This window comes from Mycobacterium sp. 236(2023), assembly GCF_029623955.1.
Taxonomy (GTDB): Bacteria; Actinomycetota; Actinomycetes; order Mycobacteriales; family Mycobacteriaceae; genus Mycobacterium.
In genome coordinates this window covers 1,699,509-1,717,840 of sequence record NZ_JARSBP010000002.1, presented here as the reverse complement: position 1 = coordinate 1,717,840, position 18,332 = coordinate 1,699,509, and the positions used below count along the sequence as shown (strand labels likewise).

At 67.4% G+C, this 18,332-nt stretch carries 15 protein-coding genes; 6 read left to right on the top strand and 9 right to left on the bottom strand.

The features are described 5' to 3' along the window. Positions 1 to 1,071: a DUF4192 domain-containing protein gene (locus P9A17_RS10800; RefSeq protein ID WP_278038522.1), complete on the bottom strand. Its 1,071-nt coding sequence runs from the start codon at positions 1,069 to 1,071 to the stop codon at positions 1 to 3. 178 nt (positions 1,072 to 1,249) lie between these two features. Here P9A17_RS10800 and sthA point away from each other — a divergent pair, with 178 nt between their 5' ends. After that, the gene (sthA, locus tag P9A17_RS10795; protein ID WP_278038694.1) at positions 1,250 to 2,656 is read left to right on the top strand and encodes a Si-specific NAD(P)(+) transhydrogenase; all 1,407 of its coding nucleotides are present in this window, start codon (positions 1,250 to 1,252) and stop codon (positions 2,654 to 2,656) included. On the opposite strand, the gene P9A17_RS10790 is transcribed toward sthA, so the two are convergent. After that, positions 2,657 to 3,424 (bottom strand): trypsin-like peptidase domain-containing protein, encoded by a 768-nt coding sequence (locus P9A17_RS10790; protein WP_278038521.1) that lies wholly within the window; start codon positions 3,422 to 3,424, stop codon positions 2,657 to 2,659. Positions 3,425 to 3,709: 285 nt separating this feature from the next. Here P9A17_RS10790 and P9A17_RS10785 point away from each other — a divergent pair, with 285 nt between their 5' ends. The 3 genes from P9A17_RS10785 to P9A17_RS10775 are packed head-to-tail and all read left to right on the top strand — an operon-like array spanning position 3,710 to position 6,435. Further along, positions 3,710 to 4,648, top strand: coding sequence for a PAC2 family protein (locus P9A17_RS10785; RefSeq protein WP_278038693.1), 939 nt, complete (start codon positions 3,710 to 3,712; stop codon positions 4,646 to 4,648). A gap of 42 nt (positions 4,649 to 4,690) precedes the next feature. Then, on the top strand, positions 4,691 to 5,713 hold the full coding sequence (locus tag P9A17_RS10780) for an alpha/beta hydrolase (RefSeq protein ID WP_278038520.1): 1,023 nt from the start codon (positions 4,691 to 4,693) through the stop codon (positions 5,711 to 5,713). A 35-nt stretch (positions 5,714 to 5,748) separates the two neighbouring features. Then, complete coding sequence (locus tag P9A17_RS10775) at positions 5,749 to 6,435, top strand: PhzF family phenazine biosynthesis protein (protein ID WP_278038519.1); 687 nt, start codon at positions 5,749 to 5,751, stop codon at positions 6,433 to 6,435. Positions 6,436 to 6,441: 6 nt separating this feature from the next. On the opposite strand, the gene nrdR is transcribed toward P9A17_RS10775, so the two are convergent. After that, positions 6,442 to 6,906, bottom strand: coding sequence for a transcriptional regulator NrdR (gene nrdR / locus P9A17_RS10770; RefSeq protein WP_278038518.1), 465 nt, complete (start codon positions 6,904 to 6,906; stop codon positions 6,442 to 6,444). A gap of 162 nt (positions 6,907 to 7,068) precedes the next feature. Then, a complete protein-coding gene (locus P9A17_RS10765) occupies positions 7,069 to 7,539 on the bottom strand; it encodes a LysM peptidoglycan-binding domain-containing protein (protein WP_278038517.1) in 471 nt (156 codons plus the stop codon). Positions 7,540 to 7,728: 189 nt separating this feature from the next. On the opposite strand from P9A17_RS10765, the gene lexA reads away from it, so the two are divergent. Further along, entirely contained in the window at positions 7,729 to 8,427 is a 699-nt protein-coding gene (lexA, locus tag P9A17_RS10760; RefSeq protein ID WP_278038516.1) for a transcriptional repressor LexA, read from the top strand. Positions 8,428 to 8,433: 6 nt separating this feature from the next. Here the strand turns inward: lexA and P9A17_RS10755 are convergent, their stop codons facing one another. Further along, entirely contained in the window at positions 8,434 to 10,617 is a 2,184-nt protein-coding gene (locus tag P9A17_RS10755; protein ID WP_278038515.1) for a hypothetical protein, read from the bottom strand. A gap of 195 nt (positions 10,618 to 10,812) precedes the next feature. Further along, positions 10,813 to 11,982: an acyl-CoA dehydrogenase family protein gene (locus P9A17_RS10750; protein WP_278038514.1), complete on the bottom strand. Its 1,170-nt coding sequence runs from the start codon at positions 11,980 to 11,982 to the stop codon at positions 10,813 to 10,815. 137 nt (positions 11,983 to 12,119) lie between these two features. Between P9A17_RS10750 and P9A17_RS10745 the strand changes: the two genes are divergently transcribed. Further along, on the top strand, positions 12,120 to 14,408 hold the full coding sequence (locus P9A17_RS10745) for a molybdopterin-dependent oxidoreductase (protein WP_278038513.1): 2,289 nt from the start codon (positions 12,120 to 12,122) through the stop codon (positions 14,406 to 14,408). Here the strand turns inward: P9A17_RS10745 and P9A17_RS10740 are convergent. From P9A17_RS10740 to dapF, 3 genes are all read right to left on the bottom strand, one after another. Then, a complete protein-coding gene (locus tag P9A17_RS10740) occupies positions 14,381 to 15,742 on the bottom strand; it encodes a DEAD/DEAH box helicase (RefSeq protein ID WP_278038512.1) in 1,362 nt (453 codons plus the stop codon). The genes P9A17_RS10745 and P9A17_RS10740 overlap by 28 nt on opposite strands. 211 nt (positions 15,743 to 15,953) lie before the next feature. After that, positions 15,954 to 17,366, bottom strand: a complete 1,413-nt coding sequence (hflX, locus tag P9A17_RS10735) for a GTPase HflX (RefSeq protein ID WP_278038511.1) — start codon at positions 17,364 to 17,366, stop codon at positions 15,954 to 15,956. Positions 17,367 to 17,462: 96 nt separating this feature from the next. After that, on the bottom strand, positions 17,463 to 18,329 hold the full coding sequence (dapF, locus tag P9A17_RS10730; protein WP_278038510.1) for a diaminopimelate epimerase: 867 nt from the start codon (positions 18,327 to 18,329) through the stop codon (positions 17,463 to 17,465). Between the last annotated feature and the right edge of the window lie 3 nt (positions 18,330 to 18,332).

Sequence of the window (18,332 nt, the reverse complement as noted above, 5' to 3'; positions counted from 1 at the left end):
CTAACCAGCCCGCCGGCTGAACAGGCGCCGCGGCGGCAGCCGCAGCCCGAGCTGGCGCGCCAGCCGATAGCCCGTGTCGGCGAGTTCCCGGATCTGATCGGGGCGCATGCCGGCCTGCAACGCCTGATCGAGCATGCCTGCCATCTTGTGCGGACCACACCGTAGAGCGGCGTCCAGGGAGATCCCCGCAAGCGGGCCGTCGCCGCGGGCGTAGGCCGAGAATGCCAGCAGCACAAGCGCTTCCACCCGCCACGGTTCCGGCAAGGTGCGCGCCAGCTGTTCCCACAGCGATTCCGCGCATCCGGCTTTGTCACCGACAGCGAGTGCGTAGAGCGTGTCCCGCACCAACGGGTCCGTCAACGCCCACGCCAACCGGGTGATGTCTGCTGCCGCCAAACTCTGCCCCGCCTCGTTCTGTTCGGCGCACACCAGCACATGCTCGATGTCGCTGCGGGACTGCGGATTCGGCCGAGGCACCTCAAGTGGGCCCGCCTGATCGATGAGGGACGCCAGAGCCGCGGTCTGCGCCGGGTCGGCGGTCTCGACGACGGCCAGGAGTTCTTCCCGCGTGTTGTAGAGGCGGCGACCGTCCAGCACCGCCGCCACGGCGGTCGGCGACGACATCGGGTCGTCGACGACACCGGATCGGCCGCAGCCGTCCACGCAGTACCACCGGGCACCGGCGGCGACCTCGGCGACCACATGTGCGGCGACCAGCTCAACGTCATGGCGCGCGAGTTCGACACTCAGCGTGCGTATCAACCAGCGGTGCTCGTCGACACACGCGGCGCAGTCCGCCCCCTCGTCGTCGACGATGACGGCGATGACGATCTCGGCTCCCGAACCAGCCGCCAATTCGGCCAGCTCACAGACTCTTTGGGGTGACGTGTCGGCCAGGTTGCCACGCAGGATCGCCCCCATCTCCCCGTGGGCGACGGTGACGAGCACGACCGATTTCTCCGGCACGAAACCCAGAACGGCCGGCAGCGCCGCGATCAGGGTGCCGGGGCAGTCGACGGAGGATTGGGGATGGTTTCCGGGGTTGTGTCCGGGACGCTGTAGTGAGGCCATACCGCAAACTTGGCAACCGCCACCGACGTCGATCGCTCGTCGGCGCCGAGGCGCCACGCAACTGGGGATGAAATCGGGTTTGGGGATCATTGCGCTCGGTGGGCGTTGTTCACCCGTTGTTGCCTTCCGCCGACATGCGAGATCCGGCCAACCGGCGTAGACCTGTGCCATGGCTTCAATGCTGGAATACGACCTCGTCGTCATCGGCTCCGGACCCGGTGGCCAGAAGGCCGCGATCGCAGCCGCCAAACTCGGCAAGTCGGTGGCCGTCGTGGAACGCGGGCGCATGCTCGGCGGCGTCTGCGTCAACACCGGCACCATCCCGTCGAAGACGTTGCGCGAGGCCGTCGTCTACCTGACCGGAATGAGCCAGCGGGAACTGTACGGCGCCAGCTACCGGGTCAAGGAGAAAATCACCCCGGCCGACCTGCTGGCCCGCACGACGCACGTCATCACCCGAGAACAAGACGTCGTGCGGTCCCAGCTGATGCGCAACCGTATCGATTTGATCGAAGGCCACGGCCGCTTCCTCGACCCCCACACGGTCCTGGTGGAAGAACAGCACCGGGGCGAAAAGACAACCCTCACAGGCGAATACGTCGTGATCGCGACCGGGACCAAACCCGCTCGGCCCGCGGGCGTCGAGTTCGACGAGAACCGCGTCCTCGACTCCGACGGCATCCTCGACCTGAACTCCCTGCCGTCGTCCATGGTCGTCGTGGGCGCCGGCGTCATCGGCATCGAGTACGCGTCGATGTTCGCCGCGCTGGGCACCAAGGTGACCGTCGTCGAGAAGCGCGACACCATGCTCGACTTCTGCGATTCGGAGATCATCGAGTCCCTGCGATTCCATCTGCGCGATCTGGCCGTCACGTTCCGCTTCGGCGAGGAGGTCACCGCCGTCGACGTCGGCGCCGCCGGCACCGTGACGACACTGGCCAGCGGAAAGCAGATCCCCGCCGAAACCGTCATGTACTCGGCGGGCCGCCAGGGGCAGACCGACCACCTCGACCTCGCCAACGCGGGGCTGGAAGCCGACAACCGCGGCCGGATCTTCGTCGACGACAACTTCCAGACCAAGGTCGACCACATCTATGCCGTCGGCGACGTCATCGGCTTCCCCGCGCTCGCGGCGACATCGATGGATCAGGGCAGGCTCGCCGCCTACCACGCCTTCGACGAGCCCAGCCACGCGATGACCGAGCTGCAGCCGATCGGCATCTACTCCATCCCGGAGGTCTCGTACGTCGGCGCGACGGAAGTGGAGCTGACCAAGGACGCCATCCCGTACGAAGTCGGCGTGTCCCGGTACCGCGAGCTGGCCCGCGGCCAGATCGCCGGCGATTCCTACGGGATGCTCAAGCTGATCGTGTCCACCGAGGACCTGCGGGTTCTCGGCGTCCACATCTTCGGCACCAGCGCAACGGAGCTGGTCCACATCGGTCAGGCCGTGATGGGCTGCGGCGGCACCGTCGAATATCTCGTCGACGCGGTGTTCAACTACCCGACATTCTCCGAGGCCTACAAGGTCGCCGCCCTCGACGTGATGAACAAGCTGCGCGCCCTCAACCAGTTCCGGGTCTGATCACCGACATCCGTCGCCCAACAGCTCCGGCGGCACATCCGCCTCCCCGCCGGTCTGCGCCCGCGCGATCACGTCGGCCAGCTGCGGGCCGAACGGCGGCGAGTAGGAGATCTCGTCGGCGCACCCGCCACCGTCGAGACCTCCGATCAACCCCGACACCGTGGACCCCGAAATCCACGGCGCACCAGAGAAACCTCCGACCACGCCATCGCAGTGCAGCGCAGGAAAGCCCTGATGCGCGGCCGCTGCCGGGGCTCGGCAGGCACCCGGGCCTCCGCCGACCCCCGCGGGGTAGCCGATGACCGTGACCTCCTCACCGGCACCGGGCGCGGGGCCGACCTGAAGACCGTCACCCGCGACCGACTCCAACCGGACCCCGTCGGGGCGCGCCACACGCGCCACCGCGAAGTCAGCCATCGGGTCCTGCTCGTCGACCCATCGCGGATCCAGGTACACCTCCTCGACCTGCCACGTGCCGGCATCCCCCGCGTCGTCACCGAAACCCGGGACGAAACGGGCGTCGACACCCGCGGCCAGACAGTGCGCCGCGGTCAGGATCAGATTCGCCGATGGCGAGGACAAAACCGCCGCCGTACACATGTGCTGATCTCCGGCGCCGAGGAACACCGCACCGACGCGCGGGTCCGGGGGTACAGGACGAACGACGGGAAGCGCCTCGACCGGCGCAGCCGTCTGCACCGGTTGCTGGGCAGTACAGGCCAGCAGCGGAGCCAGCGCCACCAGTAAGGCAGCGGCAGAGGGTCGCATAGAGCCCATGCTCCCCCGCGCACGCATCCTGTGCGTGTTTCTGTGATCGCCTTGCCGGGTAAGAAGCGGGTTCACCACCGCGGAATGTCACATCGGCGTATGCGCGTTCGAACAAGTGGGTGAAGTCCCGCTATCCCAGCGTGGCGGCGCCACAGTCGTGCGAGACACTGGATGCTCACGGTGTGCGCCAACGCCCGACGTTGACGCACCCGAGGCGAGGAGGCGAGACAGGTGGCAGACGAGGCACACGATCCCGGCCAGCGCTATCAGCCGGAACAGACAGGCATGTACGAGCTCGAGTTCCCCGGACCGCAGCTCACCTCCCCCGACGGCCGCGGACCGGTTCTCGTCCACGCGCTCGAGGGTTTCTCCGACGCCGGACACGCGATCAAGCTCGCCTCCCAGCACCTCAAGAACACCCTCGACACCGAGCTGGTGGCCTCGTTCGCGATCGATGAACTGCTCGACTACCGGTCACGGCGGCCGCTGATGTCGTTCAAGACCGATCACTTCACGCACTACGACGAGCCCGAGCTGAACCTCTACGCCCTGCACGACAGCGTGGGAACGCCGTTTCTGCTGCTCGCCGGATTGGAGCCCGACCTTCGGTGGGAGCGGTTCATCACCGCGGTGCGTCTGCTGGCCGAACGGCTCGGAGTGCGCCGCGTCATCGGCCTCGGCTCCATCCCGATGGCAGTCCCCCACACCCGTCCGATGACGCTGACGGCGCACTCCAACGACAAGGAACTGATCACCGATCACCAGCCGTGGGTCGGCGAGGTCCAGGTGCCGGGCAGCGCCTCGAATCTGCTGGAGTTCCGGATGGCGCAGCACGGCTACGAGGTCGTCGGATTCACCGTGCATGTGCCGCACTATCTGGCGCAGACCGACTATCCGTCCGCCGCGGAGACGTTGTTGTCCGAAGTCGGCAGGAGCGGTTCGCTGGAGCTGCCGACCGCCGACCTGACCAAGGCCGCCGCCGAGGTCTTCGACAAGATCAACGAGCAGGTCGCCGGTAGTACCGAGGTCGCTCAAGTGGTGGAGGCGCTGGAGCGACAGTACGATGCCTTCGTTGCCGCACAGGAGAACCGGTCTCTGCTGGCGCGTGACGAAGATCTACCGAGCGGAGATGAGCTCGGCGCGGAATTCGAACGATTCCTTGCTCAACAGGCCGGCGAAACGAAGCGGAAGGACGGGGACGACCACCCTCGGGAGGGTCTCTGACTTCTGCCGGCTGACAGCCGGCCTGACGACGAAGTGGGCGACATGACCGAACGCAAGCCGAACCTGCGCCCTGTGCGGGAACTGACGCCGACGTTGCAGTACTGCACGATCCACGGGTACCGGCGCGCGTTCCGGGTGGCCGGTTCGGGCCCTGCGATCCTGTTGATCCACGGCATCGGCGACAACTCCACGACGTGGAGCAGCGTGCAGATGCAACTCGCTGCGCGGTTCACGGTCATCGCCCCCGACCTTCTCGGGCACGGCAAGTCCGACAAGCCGCGCGCCGACTACTCGGTAGCCGCCTACGCCAACGGCATGCGCGACCTCCTCAGCGTCCTCAACATCGACAGCGTCACCGTCGTCGGACACTCCCTCGGCGGTGGTGTCGCCATGCAGTTCGCCTACCAGTTCCCGCAGTTGGTCGACCGCTTGATCCTGGTCGGCGCCGGCGGCGTCACCAAGGACGTCAACATCGCGTTGCGGGTGGCGTCACTGCCGATGGGCAGCGAGGCCTTGGCGCTACTGCGCCTGCCGATGGTGTTGCCGGCACTGCGACTGGTGGGCCGCATGGGGGGCCCCTTCCTGGGGTCATCCGGATTGGGGCGCGACATCCCCAACATGCTGCGCATCCTGGGTGACCTTCCCGAACCCACCGCGTCGTCGGCGTTTTCCCGCACGTTGCGCGCGGTGGTCGACTGGCGCGGCCAGGTGGTGACGATGCTCGACCGCTGTTATCTGACGCAATCGGTTCCTGTGCAACTCATCTGGGGCAGCCGGGATTCGGTGATCCCTGTCAGCCACGCCGAGATGGCTCACGCCGCGATGCCCGGTTCACAGCTGGAGATCTTCGAAGGTTCGGGGCACTTCCCGTTCCACGACGACCCGGACCGTTTCGTCGAACTCGTCGAGAAGTTCATCGATTCAACCGAACCGGCCGTCTACGACCAGGAGTACCTGCGCGGCCTGCTTCGTACCGGGGTCAGCGAGCGTGCCATCTCGGGTGATCTCGACACCCGTGTCGCGGTGCTGGACGCGATGGGCGCCGACGAGCGCAGCGCTACCTGACCGGCACCTCCGGCTCACCACGTAGCATCGGGCCCATGGCCATCGACGTGACCGTGCTGCGTGTATTCACTGACAGGGACGGTCGATTCGGCAACCCTCTCGGTGTAGTAGACGCCGCCACAGTCGATCCCGGCGATCGCCAACGCATCGCCACCGAATTGGGTTACAGCGAAACCGTTTTCGTCACCCTGCCGGCGCAAGGAACGCACAGCGCGCACGCCCACATCCACACCCCCACAACGGAGCTGCCGTTCGCCGGACACCCGACGGTGGGGGTGTCGTGGTGGCTCAAGGATCGTGGTGCGCCGGTGAAGACGCTGCAGGTTCCGGCCGGCATCGTGCAGGTCGCCTACACCGGCGATGTGACGTCGGTGAGCGCCCGCGCCGAGTGGGCGCCCGACTTCTCCATCTATGACCTGGACTCACTCGACGACCTGGCTGCCGCGGACCCCGACGACTACACCGATGCGACCGAGCACTACCTGTGGACCTGGCTGGACAAGGACGCCAGCTCCATCCGATCCCGGATGTTCGCACCACACCTGGGCATTCGCGAGGACGAGGCCACCGGCGCCGCAGCCGTGCGCATCACCGAGTACCTCAGCCGCGACCTGACCATCGTGCAGGGACAGGGGTCGGTGATCGAAACAACATGGACCGCCGACGGTTGGGTGCACGTCGCGGGCCGCGTGGTCGACGATGGACAGCGACAGATCGATTAGGTCTAATCAGCCCTTCGCCGGGACCTCGCGGTGCGCGCGCAGCGCCTGGATCTCCCGCTCGAAGTCATCGGCGGACGAGAACGACCGATACACCGATGCAAACCTCAGGTAGGCGACCTCGTCGAGATCGCGCAGTGGCCCAAGGATCGCCAACCCCACCTCGTTGCTGGGCACTTCGGGTGAACCGGTGGCCCGCACCGCATCTTCGACCTGCTGAGCGAGCAAATTGAGCGCGTCGGCGTCGACCTGGCGGCCCTGACACGCGCGCCGCACGCCGCGGATGACCTTCTCACGGCTGAACGGTTCGGTGACTCCGCTGCGCTTGACCACGGCCAGCACCGCGGTCTCCACAGTGGTGAACCGTCGACCGCACTCCGGGCACGACCTGCGCCTGCGGATGGCCTGACCTTCGTCGGCCTCGCGGGAATCGACGACCCGAGAATCCGGGTGACGGCAGAACGGACAGTGCATCACCGCTCCTTCGCCGCACCGACAGACAACCGCTTCGAACGCCTTCGAGCGTACCTGTGCCACCCAGGGACGGCCCAATGCCGGACTCAATGGCGCGTATGTCATCAGACGTATTCCCCAGAGTGCTTGCGCAGCAGAAAGTTTGGTGGCGTCAGCCGGCAGTCAGGCGATCGGGGCGATCAGCGTCTGGCCGGCGTCGAGCGCGACCGATTCCAGCTTGTTCAGTTCCCGGATGCGTTCGACGACCTCGGACACCGGCGCATCGGGCGCCACGCGCTGCGCGACGTGCTGCAGCGACTCCCCGCTCTGCACCTGCACGACGGCCAGGCGGCCCGGGATCTCCGTCTCCGCACCGGCGACTCCGCCGAACTGCGCGACCAGACCGAGCCACAACGTGATCGCCGCGGCGACGAGCGCGAGCGACACCGTGGTCGCAGGCGTGATGGGGCGGCGGCGATGCGATGCGCGGGAAACCAGCACGCCGGTGCCGCGGTGCTGCACTGCGGCGCCGGCAGGACGGCGCGACTGCGGCCTGCGCGTGGCCGCTGCCGGGCGGACGCGGCCGTTACCGACCTCCAGCCGAGGGGCGCGCTCGAACTCGTTCCAGGTCTGGCGATCATCGAGAATGGTCATCGTGGTGCCTTTCGGTCCGGGGCTTCATTCGCTCTTGTGTTCGAACTCTACTCGATCACATGTTCGATTAATAGAACACGTGATCGAACTGTTGCGAACGCTAACGCAGCCCACCGACAAGTCCCGCCGTCACGACACACCTCGAACACATGTTTGATTATTGGCGCGGGCGCGGCTACATTCGGCCTCATGAGCGACGACACCAGTGACAGCACCGACGGCCCCGGCACCGCTCGTGGCCGTGATTCTGGTCTGACCGAACGTCAGCGCACGATCCTCGACGTCATCCGCGCCTCGGTGACCAGTCGCGGCTATCCACCAAGCATCAGGGAGATCGGCGACGCGGTGGGGCTGACGTCCACCTCGTCGGTCGCCCACCAGCTGCGCACGCTGGAACGCAAGGGCTACCTGCGGCGCGACCCCAACCGTCCGCGTGCGGTCGACGTTCGCGGCGCGGACGACAACGCCGCCGCGATCGTGACCACCGACGTCACCGGATCGGATTCACTGCCCGAGCCGACGTTCGTTCCCGTGCTGGGCCGGATCGCGGCCGGCGGCCCGATCCTCGCCGAGGAAGCCGTGGAGGATGTCTTCCCCCTGCCACGTGAACTCGTCGGGGAAGGCTCGCTGTTCCTGCTCAAGGTCGTCGGCGAGTCCATGGTCGACGCCGCGATCTGCGATGGCGACTGGGTGGTCGTCCGGCAGCAGAGCGTCGCCGACAACGGCGACATCGTGGCCGCGATGATCGACGGTGAGGCCACCGTCAAGACGTTCAAGCGCACCCGCGGTCAGGTGTGGCTGATGCCCCACAACCCGGCGTTCGACCCGATCCCCGGCAACGACGCCGCCGTACTCGGCAAGGTCGTCACCGTCATCCGCAAGATCTGACGGCCGCTACTCGCCGCGGACGAAGCCGTTCGTCCGCGCGATTTCTTCACTGGCGAACCAGATTTCGACCGGCGCCTCGTGATAGTCGGCGCTGTCGGGTGCCCAGTAGAGGCCCGACTTGGTGTCGGCCTTGACCGGGTAACCGGGTGGGATCTCTTCGGGATCGTCGAAGGGCATGTGCAGGGCGGTGCCCAGCGGCATCGGCTCGTCCAACACGATGCGGGCATGACGCCCGGTGTCGGTCAGCGAGTCCCGGACAGGCTCGGGCCGCGCCAAGGCGACGGGTGCCGTGAACGGTTCCGGATCAGCGGCGAAGTCCTCTGCCGAGAGTTTTTCCGCGGTGTCGTCCTCGTCGGCCACATCGCCGACTCCGTCAGCCAGATCGGCGTGCGCCGGGTCGTCGTCGGCGACATCGTCGGCGAGGTCGTCGTCGGCAACAGTGTCGTCGGCAACTACGTCGTCGGCCACGGTGTCGTTGCGCGACGCGACCTCCTCGGCGGTCGGCAGCCGAGTCGGTGCGGTGTCGACGGAATCGGGATCTTCCTGCGCCGCTTCTACACCGTCCTCGGCGTCGTCGTGGCCCTCGGAACCGTCCTGCGGCACCGGAGCCCCCCAGAAGCTGAGCGGTTCCGGCGTGAACTCACCGGCCGCCGGAGGCGTCGACGGTGTGGCAGAAGCCAAGGAACCGAGCCCTTCTCGCGCGTAGCGGTCGCCGAAAAGAGCGTCCTCCCGGCTGTCGTCACCGCCGGTCTGCTGTCCCCCGCCGGCCATTGCGGGATGAAAGTCGGGCCCGTCGTCGGGTCCGGGCAGCGAGTACATGTCGGTCTCGCTGCGACCGCCGCGGCTGCGCAGCACCGCGTAGGCCACCGAACCGAGGACCGCCAGCACCGGCACCAGTGCCAGCAGCCACCACCAGTTGAGCTTCAGCCCGGAGTCGTCCGCGTTCTCCGACGCTTGCGTGGACGACGGCGGCGGCGACTGCGGAGCTGCCCCACCCGGAACCTCAAGCCCGGCCAGCTGCGAGGCCAGGTTCGCCGGTTCCGTGCTGAATTTCTGTGTCGCCGTGTCCCACGAGATGGCGCCGCCGCTGAAGCGCTGGGTGACGACGTCGCCGTTCTGCGTCTGATCGGCCACGGGTGCGCCGAGGTCTCCGGTCGCGCCGCCGAGCTTGTCCCATGCGGCGTTCATGGCGCCCCGCACGATGAACGCGCCGTGGTCGGGGGTCCAGAAGATCACCGGCTTGTCTTCCGCGGCGAAGGTGCTCATCCGGCTCGACGGCGCCAGTCCGCCGTCCTCCTCGCCGGTGATCGGGAACCCGAGATCACCCTCAGGCCCGCCGACGCTTTCGTACTTGGCCAGCACCTGTCCCGTCACGACGTTCGCGCCCGTGTCGGGGCTGTAGAAGATGGTGCCGTTGACGAAGTCCTGAGCCATCCCGTCGGAACCGATCGGGTACGGATCCCCGTCGGGCGCTCCCAGGGGGCCGAGTGCACCGCCGGCGGCCCGGCGGGCCGCGTTGATCGCGGTCACCGGATCGTCGGGGATCGTCAGATCGCCCAGCTGGCCGGCGAGCTCGGGCGGCACGGTCGTGAAGGTCTTGGCCCGCGAGTCGTAGGACAACTCTCCGCCGGTGAACTTCTGTGTCACCACCGGTCCGTTGTACGTCTCGTCCTCGGCGGGCACGCCGAGCGGGCCCGAGGAGCCGCCGAGCCTGTCCCACGCCGCGTTGATCGGACCGCGAACCACCCTGGCCCCTGTGCCGGGCGTCCAGAAGATGACCGGATTGTCCGGGGCGCTGAACGTGGCGTTGACGCTGTCCGGTGCCCGACCCGGCCCCTCGTCCATGGTGGGGAACCCCAGGTCGCCCTCGGCCGGACCGCCCGTTGCCTCGTACTTCTCCAGGATCGCGCCCCGCATGAAGTGCGCACCCGTGGCCGGGGTGAAGTACATCTTGCCGCCGGCGAAGTTCTGCGCGAAGCCCGCTCCGACCGGATACGCGTCACCCATGCGAGGGCCGAGTGGCCCCGCGTCCCCGCCGCTGGCATCGAACGCGGCGGTGATGGCGTTGTTGGCGTCGACCTCGGGCTGCGCTCCGGCGTGGGGAGCCAGCAGAAGCGCGGAAGCGACTCCCAACAGCCCGATCGTCAAACGACCGACCACACGTAGGCGCAGCAACGGCTGCCGGCTCATTCTTCCTCCCCGCGGTCGGTGACAGGGCACTCAGTTGCCTTTGCAAACATGCTGACAAAAGTCTGAGAAAGTTACCGCGTCCGTTCACTTTGCTTCAGTGGACGTCGATAACCAAGTCACCTCGCCGAATTCCCCGTAAACAAAATGCGTGGGCAACATTGGCTCGGCCGGCGTTCTCGCCGGGCCGAGCCCCGCTCACACCCCGAGACTACGACCGATGATCTCCTTCATGATCTCGGTGGTGCCGCCGTAGATGGTTTGCACGCGCGCGTCGAGATACGCCCTCGCGACGTCGTATTCCCGCATGTAGCCGTATCCGCCATGAAGTTGCAGGCAGCGGTCGATCAGATGAACCTGCTTCTCGGTCGAGTACCACTTCGCCATCGCGGCCTGCTCCACCGAGAGCTTCTCGTCGAGGTGCAGCCTGATGAACTCGTCCACCATCATCCGCACGACGGTGGCCTCGGTAGACAGTTCGGCAAGCAGGAACCGGCTGTTCTGCTGGCTGCCGATCGGCTTGCCGAATGCCTTGCGCTCCTTGGTGTATTGCAGCGTGCCGTCCAGTACGGCCTCCATCGCCGCGGCGGCCATGATGGCGATGCTGATGCGCTCCTGGGGCAGGTTCTGCATCAGGTAGATGAAGCCCTGCCCCTCCTCGCCGAGCAGATTCTCCGCGGGCACCTTCACGTCGGTGAACGACAGCTCGGCGGTGTCCTGTGCGTCGAGCCCGATCTTGTCGAGCTTTCGGCCCCGCTCGAAACCTTCCATGCCGCGTTCGACGACCAGAAGTGAGAAACCGAGTGCGCCCTTCTCGGGGTCGGTCTGCGCGACGACGATGACCAGGTCGGAGTGAATTCCGTTGGTGATGAACGTCTTGGCGCCGTTGAGGATGTAGTGGTCCCCCTCCTTGACGGCACGAGCCTTGATGCCCTGCAGGTCGCTTCCGGTACCCGGTTCGGTCATCGCGATCGCGGAGATGTACTCGCCGCTGCAGAACTTCGGCAGCCAGCGCTGCTTCTGCTCCTCGGTGGCCAGGCGAAGCAGGTAGGGCGCGGTGACGTCGTTGTGCAGGCTGAATCCGAGTCCGCTGTACCTGCCGCGGATGATCTCTTCGGTGATGACGGTGTTGTAACGGAAGTCGTCGACGCCGCCACCGCCATACTCTTCGGGCACGGCCATGCCGAGGAAGCCCTGCTTGCCGGCCTCGAGCCACACGTCGCGATCGACGAGCTTGTCCTTCTCCCACTGCTCGTGGTGCGGTGCGACGTGGCGGTCCAGGAACGTGCGGAAGGACTCGCGGAACATCTCGTGCTCGGGTTCGAACAGCGTGCGTTCGTAGGCGATGACTGACTTGGCTTCGGCCATGAAAAGGTCCTCGTCTGGAGTAGGTGCGGAGGTTGGTACGGGCAGTTACCGCCAACGTACCGTATCCCAACCGGATGGTTGGTTGGTGGCGGGAAGAGCGCTGCTCACCTGCGCGCCGCCGCACTACACTCATGCCGGTGCCGCCAGCTCAGACCAGCCTCACGCACTGGGGAGCCTTCGCCGCCACCGTCGAAGCGGGCGATATCGCCACGGTCACGCCGTTCGACGGCGACGCCGATCCGTCCCCGGCACTGGGGAACCTGCCTGGCTCGATCCGCCACATCTCCCGGATCACCACGCCGGCGATTCGCCGCGGATGGCTCGAGCGCGGGCCGGGACCGAGCACGCGCCGGGGAGCCGACGACTTCGTCGCCGTCTCCTGGGACGAGCTCACCGAACGACTGGGTGACGAACTGCGCCGGGTGGTGGACACCCACGGCAACGAGGCGATCTACGGAGGCTCCTACGGCTGGTCCAGCGCCGGCCGGTTCCACCACGCTCAGAGTCAGGTGCACCGGTTCCTGAATTGCCTTGGCGGATTCACCTTTTCGCGACACTCCTACAGCCTGGGCGCAACCGGCGTGATCATGCCGCGTGTCGTCGGAACACACGACGACCTGTTCAAACGATCCACGCAGTGGGACGTCATCGTCGAACACACCGACCTGATGGTGTGTTTCGGAGGTCTGGCGCTGAAGAACACGGGCGTCAACCACGGTGGCACCACCGCACATCCGGCCCGCGGCGCGCTGAACCGCTTCCGCGCCCGAGGCGGACGCATCGTGTCGTTCTCCCCGCTTCGCGACGACGTCGAGGGCACCTACGACTGGTACGCGCCGGCACCGGGCACCGACGTCGCCATCATGCTCGCCCTCGCCCATGTGCTGGCCACCGAATCTCTGATAGACCGCGACTTCCTCACCACCCACTGCACCGGCTACGACCGCTTCGAGCGATACCTGCTCGGGATGGACGACGGCACACCGAAATCCCCGCAGTGGGCGGCGCCGATCTGCGGCCTCGACGCCGATGACCTGACCGCCCTGGCCCGCCGGATGGCGGCGGGCCGCACGATCGTCACCGTGAGCTGGTCGCTGCAGCGGACCCGCCACGGCGAGCAGGCACCATGGATGGGACTGACGCTGGCCGCGATGCTCGGCCAGATCGGCCTTCCCGGAGGCGGATTCGGTCACGGCTACGGATCGATGAACGAGCCCGGACTGGCCCCGCTGAGGTGTGGACTGCCCCGGCTCCCGCAGGGCATCAACCCCGTGTCGGCGTTCATCCCGGTGGCCGCTGTCAGCGACATGCTCCTGCACCCCGGAGAACTGTTCGACTACAACGGACTTCGGCTCACCTACCCCGACATCAGGCTGGTGTACTGGTCGGGTGGAAATCCGTTCCACCACCACCAGAACATTCCCCGGCTGCGGCGGGCCCTGGCCCGGCCCGACACCGTCGTCGTCCACGACCCGTACTGGACGCCGATGGCCAAGCATGCCGACATCGTGGTGCCGTCGACGACCTTTGCCGAACGCGACGACTACTCCGGGTCCCGCAACGATCCGCTCTTGATGGCGATGCCGCGACTTGCCGAACCGCACAGCCAGTCCCGCGACGACTACGACACGTTCGCCGCGCTGGCCGCCCATCTGGGTTTCGAGGACAGCTTCACCGAGGGGCGGACGGCGCGCGAGTGGCTGGTCCATCTCTACGAGAAGTGGACGGCGACATTGGATTTCGAGGTTCCGCCGTTCGAGGAATTCTGGCGGGCAGGCCGCCTCCGGCTGCCGACCGACGACGGCCTCACGCTGCTGTCAGAGTTCCGCGCCGATCCGTCGGCGCACCGGCTCGCAACGCCGAGCGGCTTGATCGAGATCTTCTCCGCTGACATCGACAGCTTCGGATATGACGATTGCACGGGCCATCCGACGTGGTTCGAACCGAGCGAATGGCTCGGCGGCTCACGGGCATCCGCGTTCCCGCTCCATCTGCTGGCCAACCAGCCGGCCAGCAGACTGCACAGCCAGCTCGACGGCGGTGCGGCGAGCCAGGCGACGAAAGTCGCCGGCCGGGAACCCATCCGAATGAACCCGGCCGACGCCGAGGCGCGCGGACTGCGCGCAGGAGACGTGGTGCGGGTGTTCAACGACCGGGGTGCATGCCTGGCCGGGGTCGTGGTGGACGACGGCATCCGGCCCCGGGTCGTGCAGCTGTCGACGGGCGCCTGGTTCGACCCCGAGGACCCGAACGACCCCGATTCGATGTGCGTGCACGGGAATCCGAATGTGCTCACCGATGACATCGGCACATCATCACTGGCACATGGGTCTACCGGCGCGCACGTCCTGGTGCAGGTCGAGAAGTACACTGCGGCACCGCCTCCGGTGCGCGCGCATCAGCCTCCGGTGTTCGCGCCGCGCTGAGCGCCCTGACGGGGCCTGCGGCCGCGTGATCCGCGGCTGTTGCGCGCGGGCCCGCCGCGCCGCTGCTGCTCGTTACCGGCACGCCCGTTGCGCTCGCCGCGCGACCGGCCGTGATCCGGCTTGTTTCCAGCCGGCTTCGCGGCAGGCGCCTTCGGGGCAGGCGCGCGCAGCGGCGCGATCTCACCGACAAGTGCCTTCACTTCGGCGGAATCGGCATGAACGTCCTGCGGACGCACGGTGATACCGGCCTTGCGCAATAGCTGCTGGGTGTCACGGCGCTGCTCAGGGAGCACGACGGTCACGACGTCGCCGTCGCTGCCGGCTCGTGCGGTACGCCCGGAGCGGTGCAGGTACGCCTTGTGTTCCATCGGCGGGTCGACGTGCACGACGAGTTCGACGTCGTCGACGTGCACACCGCGCGCGGCGATGTCGGTTGCGACGAGCACCCGCGCATCGCCGCTGGCGAACGCGGCAAGGTTCCTGTCGCGGGCGGGCTGAGAAAGGTTGCCGTGCAGATCGACTGACGGAACCCCGGAGTCGGTCAGCTGCTTGGCCAGCTTGCGCGCCTGGTGCTTGGTGCGCATGAACAGGATCCGGCGGCCGGTTCCTGATGCCAGGCGGTGGACGAGATCCTTCTTCTGCTGCACACCACCGACGTGGAAGACGTGGTGTGTCATCTGCGCGGGGGCGTCGGCGACCTCGTTCACCGAGTGCAGCACAGGCTCGGTGAGGAAGCGGTTGACCAGCTTGTCGACGCCGTTGTCCAACGTCGCCGAGAACAGCAGGCGCTGCCCGCCGGCCGGGGTGGCCGCCATGATCCGGGTGACGCCGGGAAGGAACCCGAGGTCGGCCATGTGGTCGGCCTCGTCGAGCACGGTGATGATCACACCGTCGAGGGTGAGCAGTCGCTGCTTCATGAGGTCTTCGAGGCGGCCCGGGCACGCGACGACGATGTCGACGCCGGAGCGCAGCGCAGACACCTGCCTGCTTTGGGAGACGCCACCGAAGATGGTCGTGACGCGCAGGCCCGCTGCGGTCGCGAGGGGTTCGAGTGCGGCCGTGATCTGCGTCGCCAACTCGCGGGTGGGCGCGAGCACAAGACCCGCGGGGCGCGACGGTTGACGCTTCCCACCGATCAGTCCCGCCACGAGCGGGATGGAGAACGCGAGAGTCTTTCCGCTGCCGGTCTTTCCACGGCCGAGGACGTCACGACCGGCGAGGGAGTCCGGCAGCGTGGCCGCCTGGATGGGGAACGGGGCGGTGATGCCGCCTGCGGTGAGCGCCGACACCAGAGTCGCGGGCACGCCGAGATCGGCAAAAGTTGGTGCTGTCATGGGAGGTTTATCCTGTCTTTTCGGCCTTGTGGGGCAGCGTGTGCCCGGCAGCCGCGACGGAAACCGTTCAGCGGAGTGTGCACACAGTGGCGGTGTTGCCACGTAGTCGGTGGTTTCGGAGTTGCGGACGTGATGACCAACGCTGGCTGTCCGCGACCGATATCGCACTCGATCGTACCGGACCGCGGTCCTGCGTCCGCATTCGTACTGGTCAGAACGTGGCGAACTCGGCTAATCCGCCCGCAAGGGCCAGCGGGACGCGCGCTTTGATCCGGGTTCCGGACTCGATGTGCTCGATCGCGTCGACGCGACCCTCCGCATGCACGCGGTTGACGAGATCACCTCTGCTGTAAGGGATTGTGACGTCAACCACAGTGTCGCGGGGAGCGATCATCTCGGCCAGTCGGGCCTGCAACCGGTCGAAACCCTCACCGGTGCGCGCGGAAACGAACACCGCGCCGGGCAACGCGCGCCGCAGCTGCGCCATGGCCAGGTCACCGGCGGCGTCAATCTTGTTGACCACCAACAGTTCCGGCGGTGCGGTGACGTCGGTCTCGGCGACGACCTCGTTGACCACCTGCCTGACGGCGTTGACCTGTGCCAGCGGGTTGACGTCGGAGCCGTCGACAACGTGCAGCAACAGTTCGGCGTCGACGACCTCTTCGAGCGTCGAGCGGAAGGCCTCGACCAACTGGGTGGGCAGATGCCTGACGAAGCCGACGGTATCGGTCAGGACGAATTCGCGTCCGTCGGCGAGTTCGCCGCGGCGTGTGGTGGGCTCCAGCGTGGCGAACAGGGCGTTCTCCACGAGCACACCCGCACCGGTGAGCGCGTTGAGGAGGCTGGACTTTCCCGCGTTGGTGTAACCGACGATGGCCACCGACGGCACGTCGTTGGCGAGCCTGCGGCTTCGCTGGGTGTCGCGCACCTGCTTCATGTCGCGAATCTCGCGGCGCAACTTGGACATTCGCTCGCGAATCCGGCGACGGTCGGTTTCGATCTTCGTTTCACCGGGACCGCGGGTTCCCACTCCGCCGCCGGCGCCGCCGGCCCGGCCACCGGCCTGGCGCGACATCGACTCGCCCCAGCCGCGCAGCCGCGGCAGCATGTACTCCATCTGCGCCAGCGACACCTGCGCCTTGCCTTCCCGGCTGGTCGCGTGCTGGGCGAAGATGTCCAGGATCAGCGCCGTGCGGTCGATGACCTTGACCTTGACGACCTTCTCCAGCGCGTTGAGCTGGGCGGGACTGAGTTCGCCGTCGCAGATGACGGTGTCGGCGCCGGTCGCGAGCACGATCTCACGCAGTTCCAGGGCCTTACCCGACCCGATATAGGTCGACGGATCCGGCTTGTCGCGGCGCTGAATCAGCCCTTCGAGCACTTCGGAGCCCGCGGTCTCGGCCAGGGCGGCGAGTTCGGCCAGGCTCGCGTCGGCATCGGCGGACGTGCCGTCGGTCCACACCCCGACGAGCACGACACGCTCAAGGCGCAGCTGACGGTATTCGACTTCGGAGATGTCGGTGAGCTCGGTGGACAGCCCGGCGACGCGCCGAAGTGCGGCGCGGTCTTCGAGGGCCAGCTCACCGACGCTGGGCGTCTCGTGGGGAAATTCGGGATACGTCATAGGCGAAGAAAGATTCGCACGGATATCACTTTTCATGCACCTCAATTAACGCACTGGCGTAGCCGCCCATTCCCCGCCCGGCGCTGCCGGAGATCATCATTGGGCGGCCCACCATTTCTCGGCGAGTTCGCCGTGCGCCAGCAGAACCGACGGCCCGCGCAGATAGCTGGTGGCGTCGGTGATCGTGACGACTACTTCGCCGCCGGGAATTCGCACCGTCAGCTCACCGGTGCGGGCGCCCTGGTGCGCCAATGCCGCCAGCGTCGCTGCGACGGTTCCTGTTCCGCACGAGCGGGTCTCCCCCACGCCGCGCTCGTGCACCCGCATCGACACTGCACCGTCCGAGGGAGCGGTCAGCACCTCGACGTTGACGCCGTCGGGGAACTGCGCGGCGTCGAACTGCACGGGGGCGGCGACATCGAGGGCAGCCAGTTCGGCGCCGGTCAGAGAGGCGTCGACGCAGGCCAGGTGCGGATTCCCGACGTCGACGGCGAGTCCGGAGAACGTCCGTCCGCCGACGGTCGCGGAGCCCGCGCCCAACTGGTTGGCCTTGCCCATTTCGACGGTGACGTCGGCGGTGGTCGCGTCGACGGCGTTGAGCACCACCGGCCGCGGCCCCGCCAGTGATCCGACGACGAATTCGGCACGCGGCTCGAGGCCGCTGGCCCGCAGGTAATGGGCGAACACCCGCACGCCGTTGCCGCACATCTCGGCGATCGAGCCGTCGCCGTTGCGGTAGTCCATGAACCAGTCGTCGTCGGCGACGCCTTCCGGAAGTCGCGCGAACACGCCCGCGGCACGGGCGGCGCCGGCCGTAGTCACACGGAGCACGCCATCGGCGCCGAGCCCCTGTCTGCGGTCGCACAGGGCCGTCACCGCGGCAGGCGTCAGCTCCAGGTCGGCATCGAGGTCGGGCAGCAGCACGAAGTCGTTCTGCGTGCCGTGACCTTTGGCGAACTTCACCTG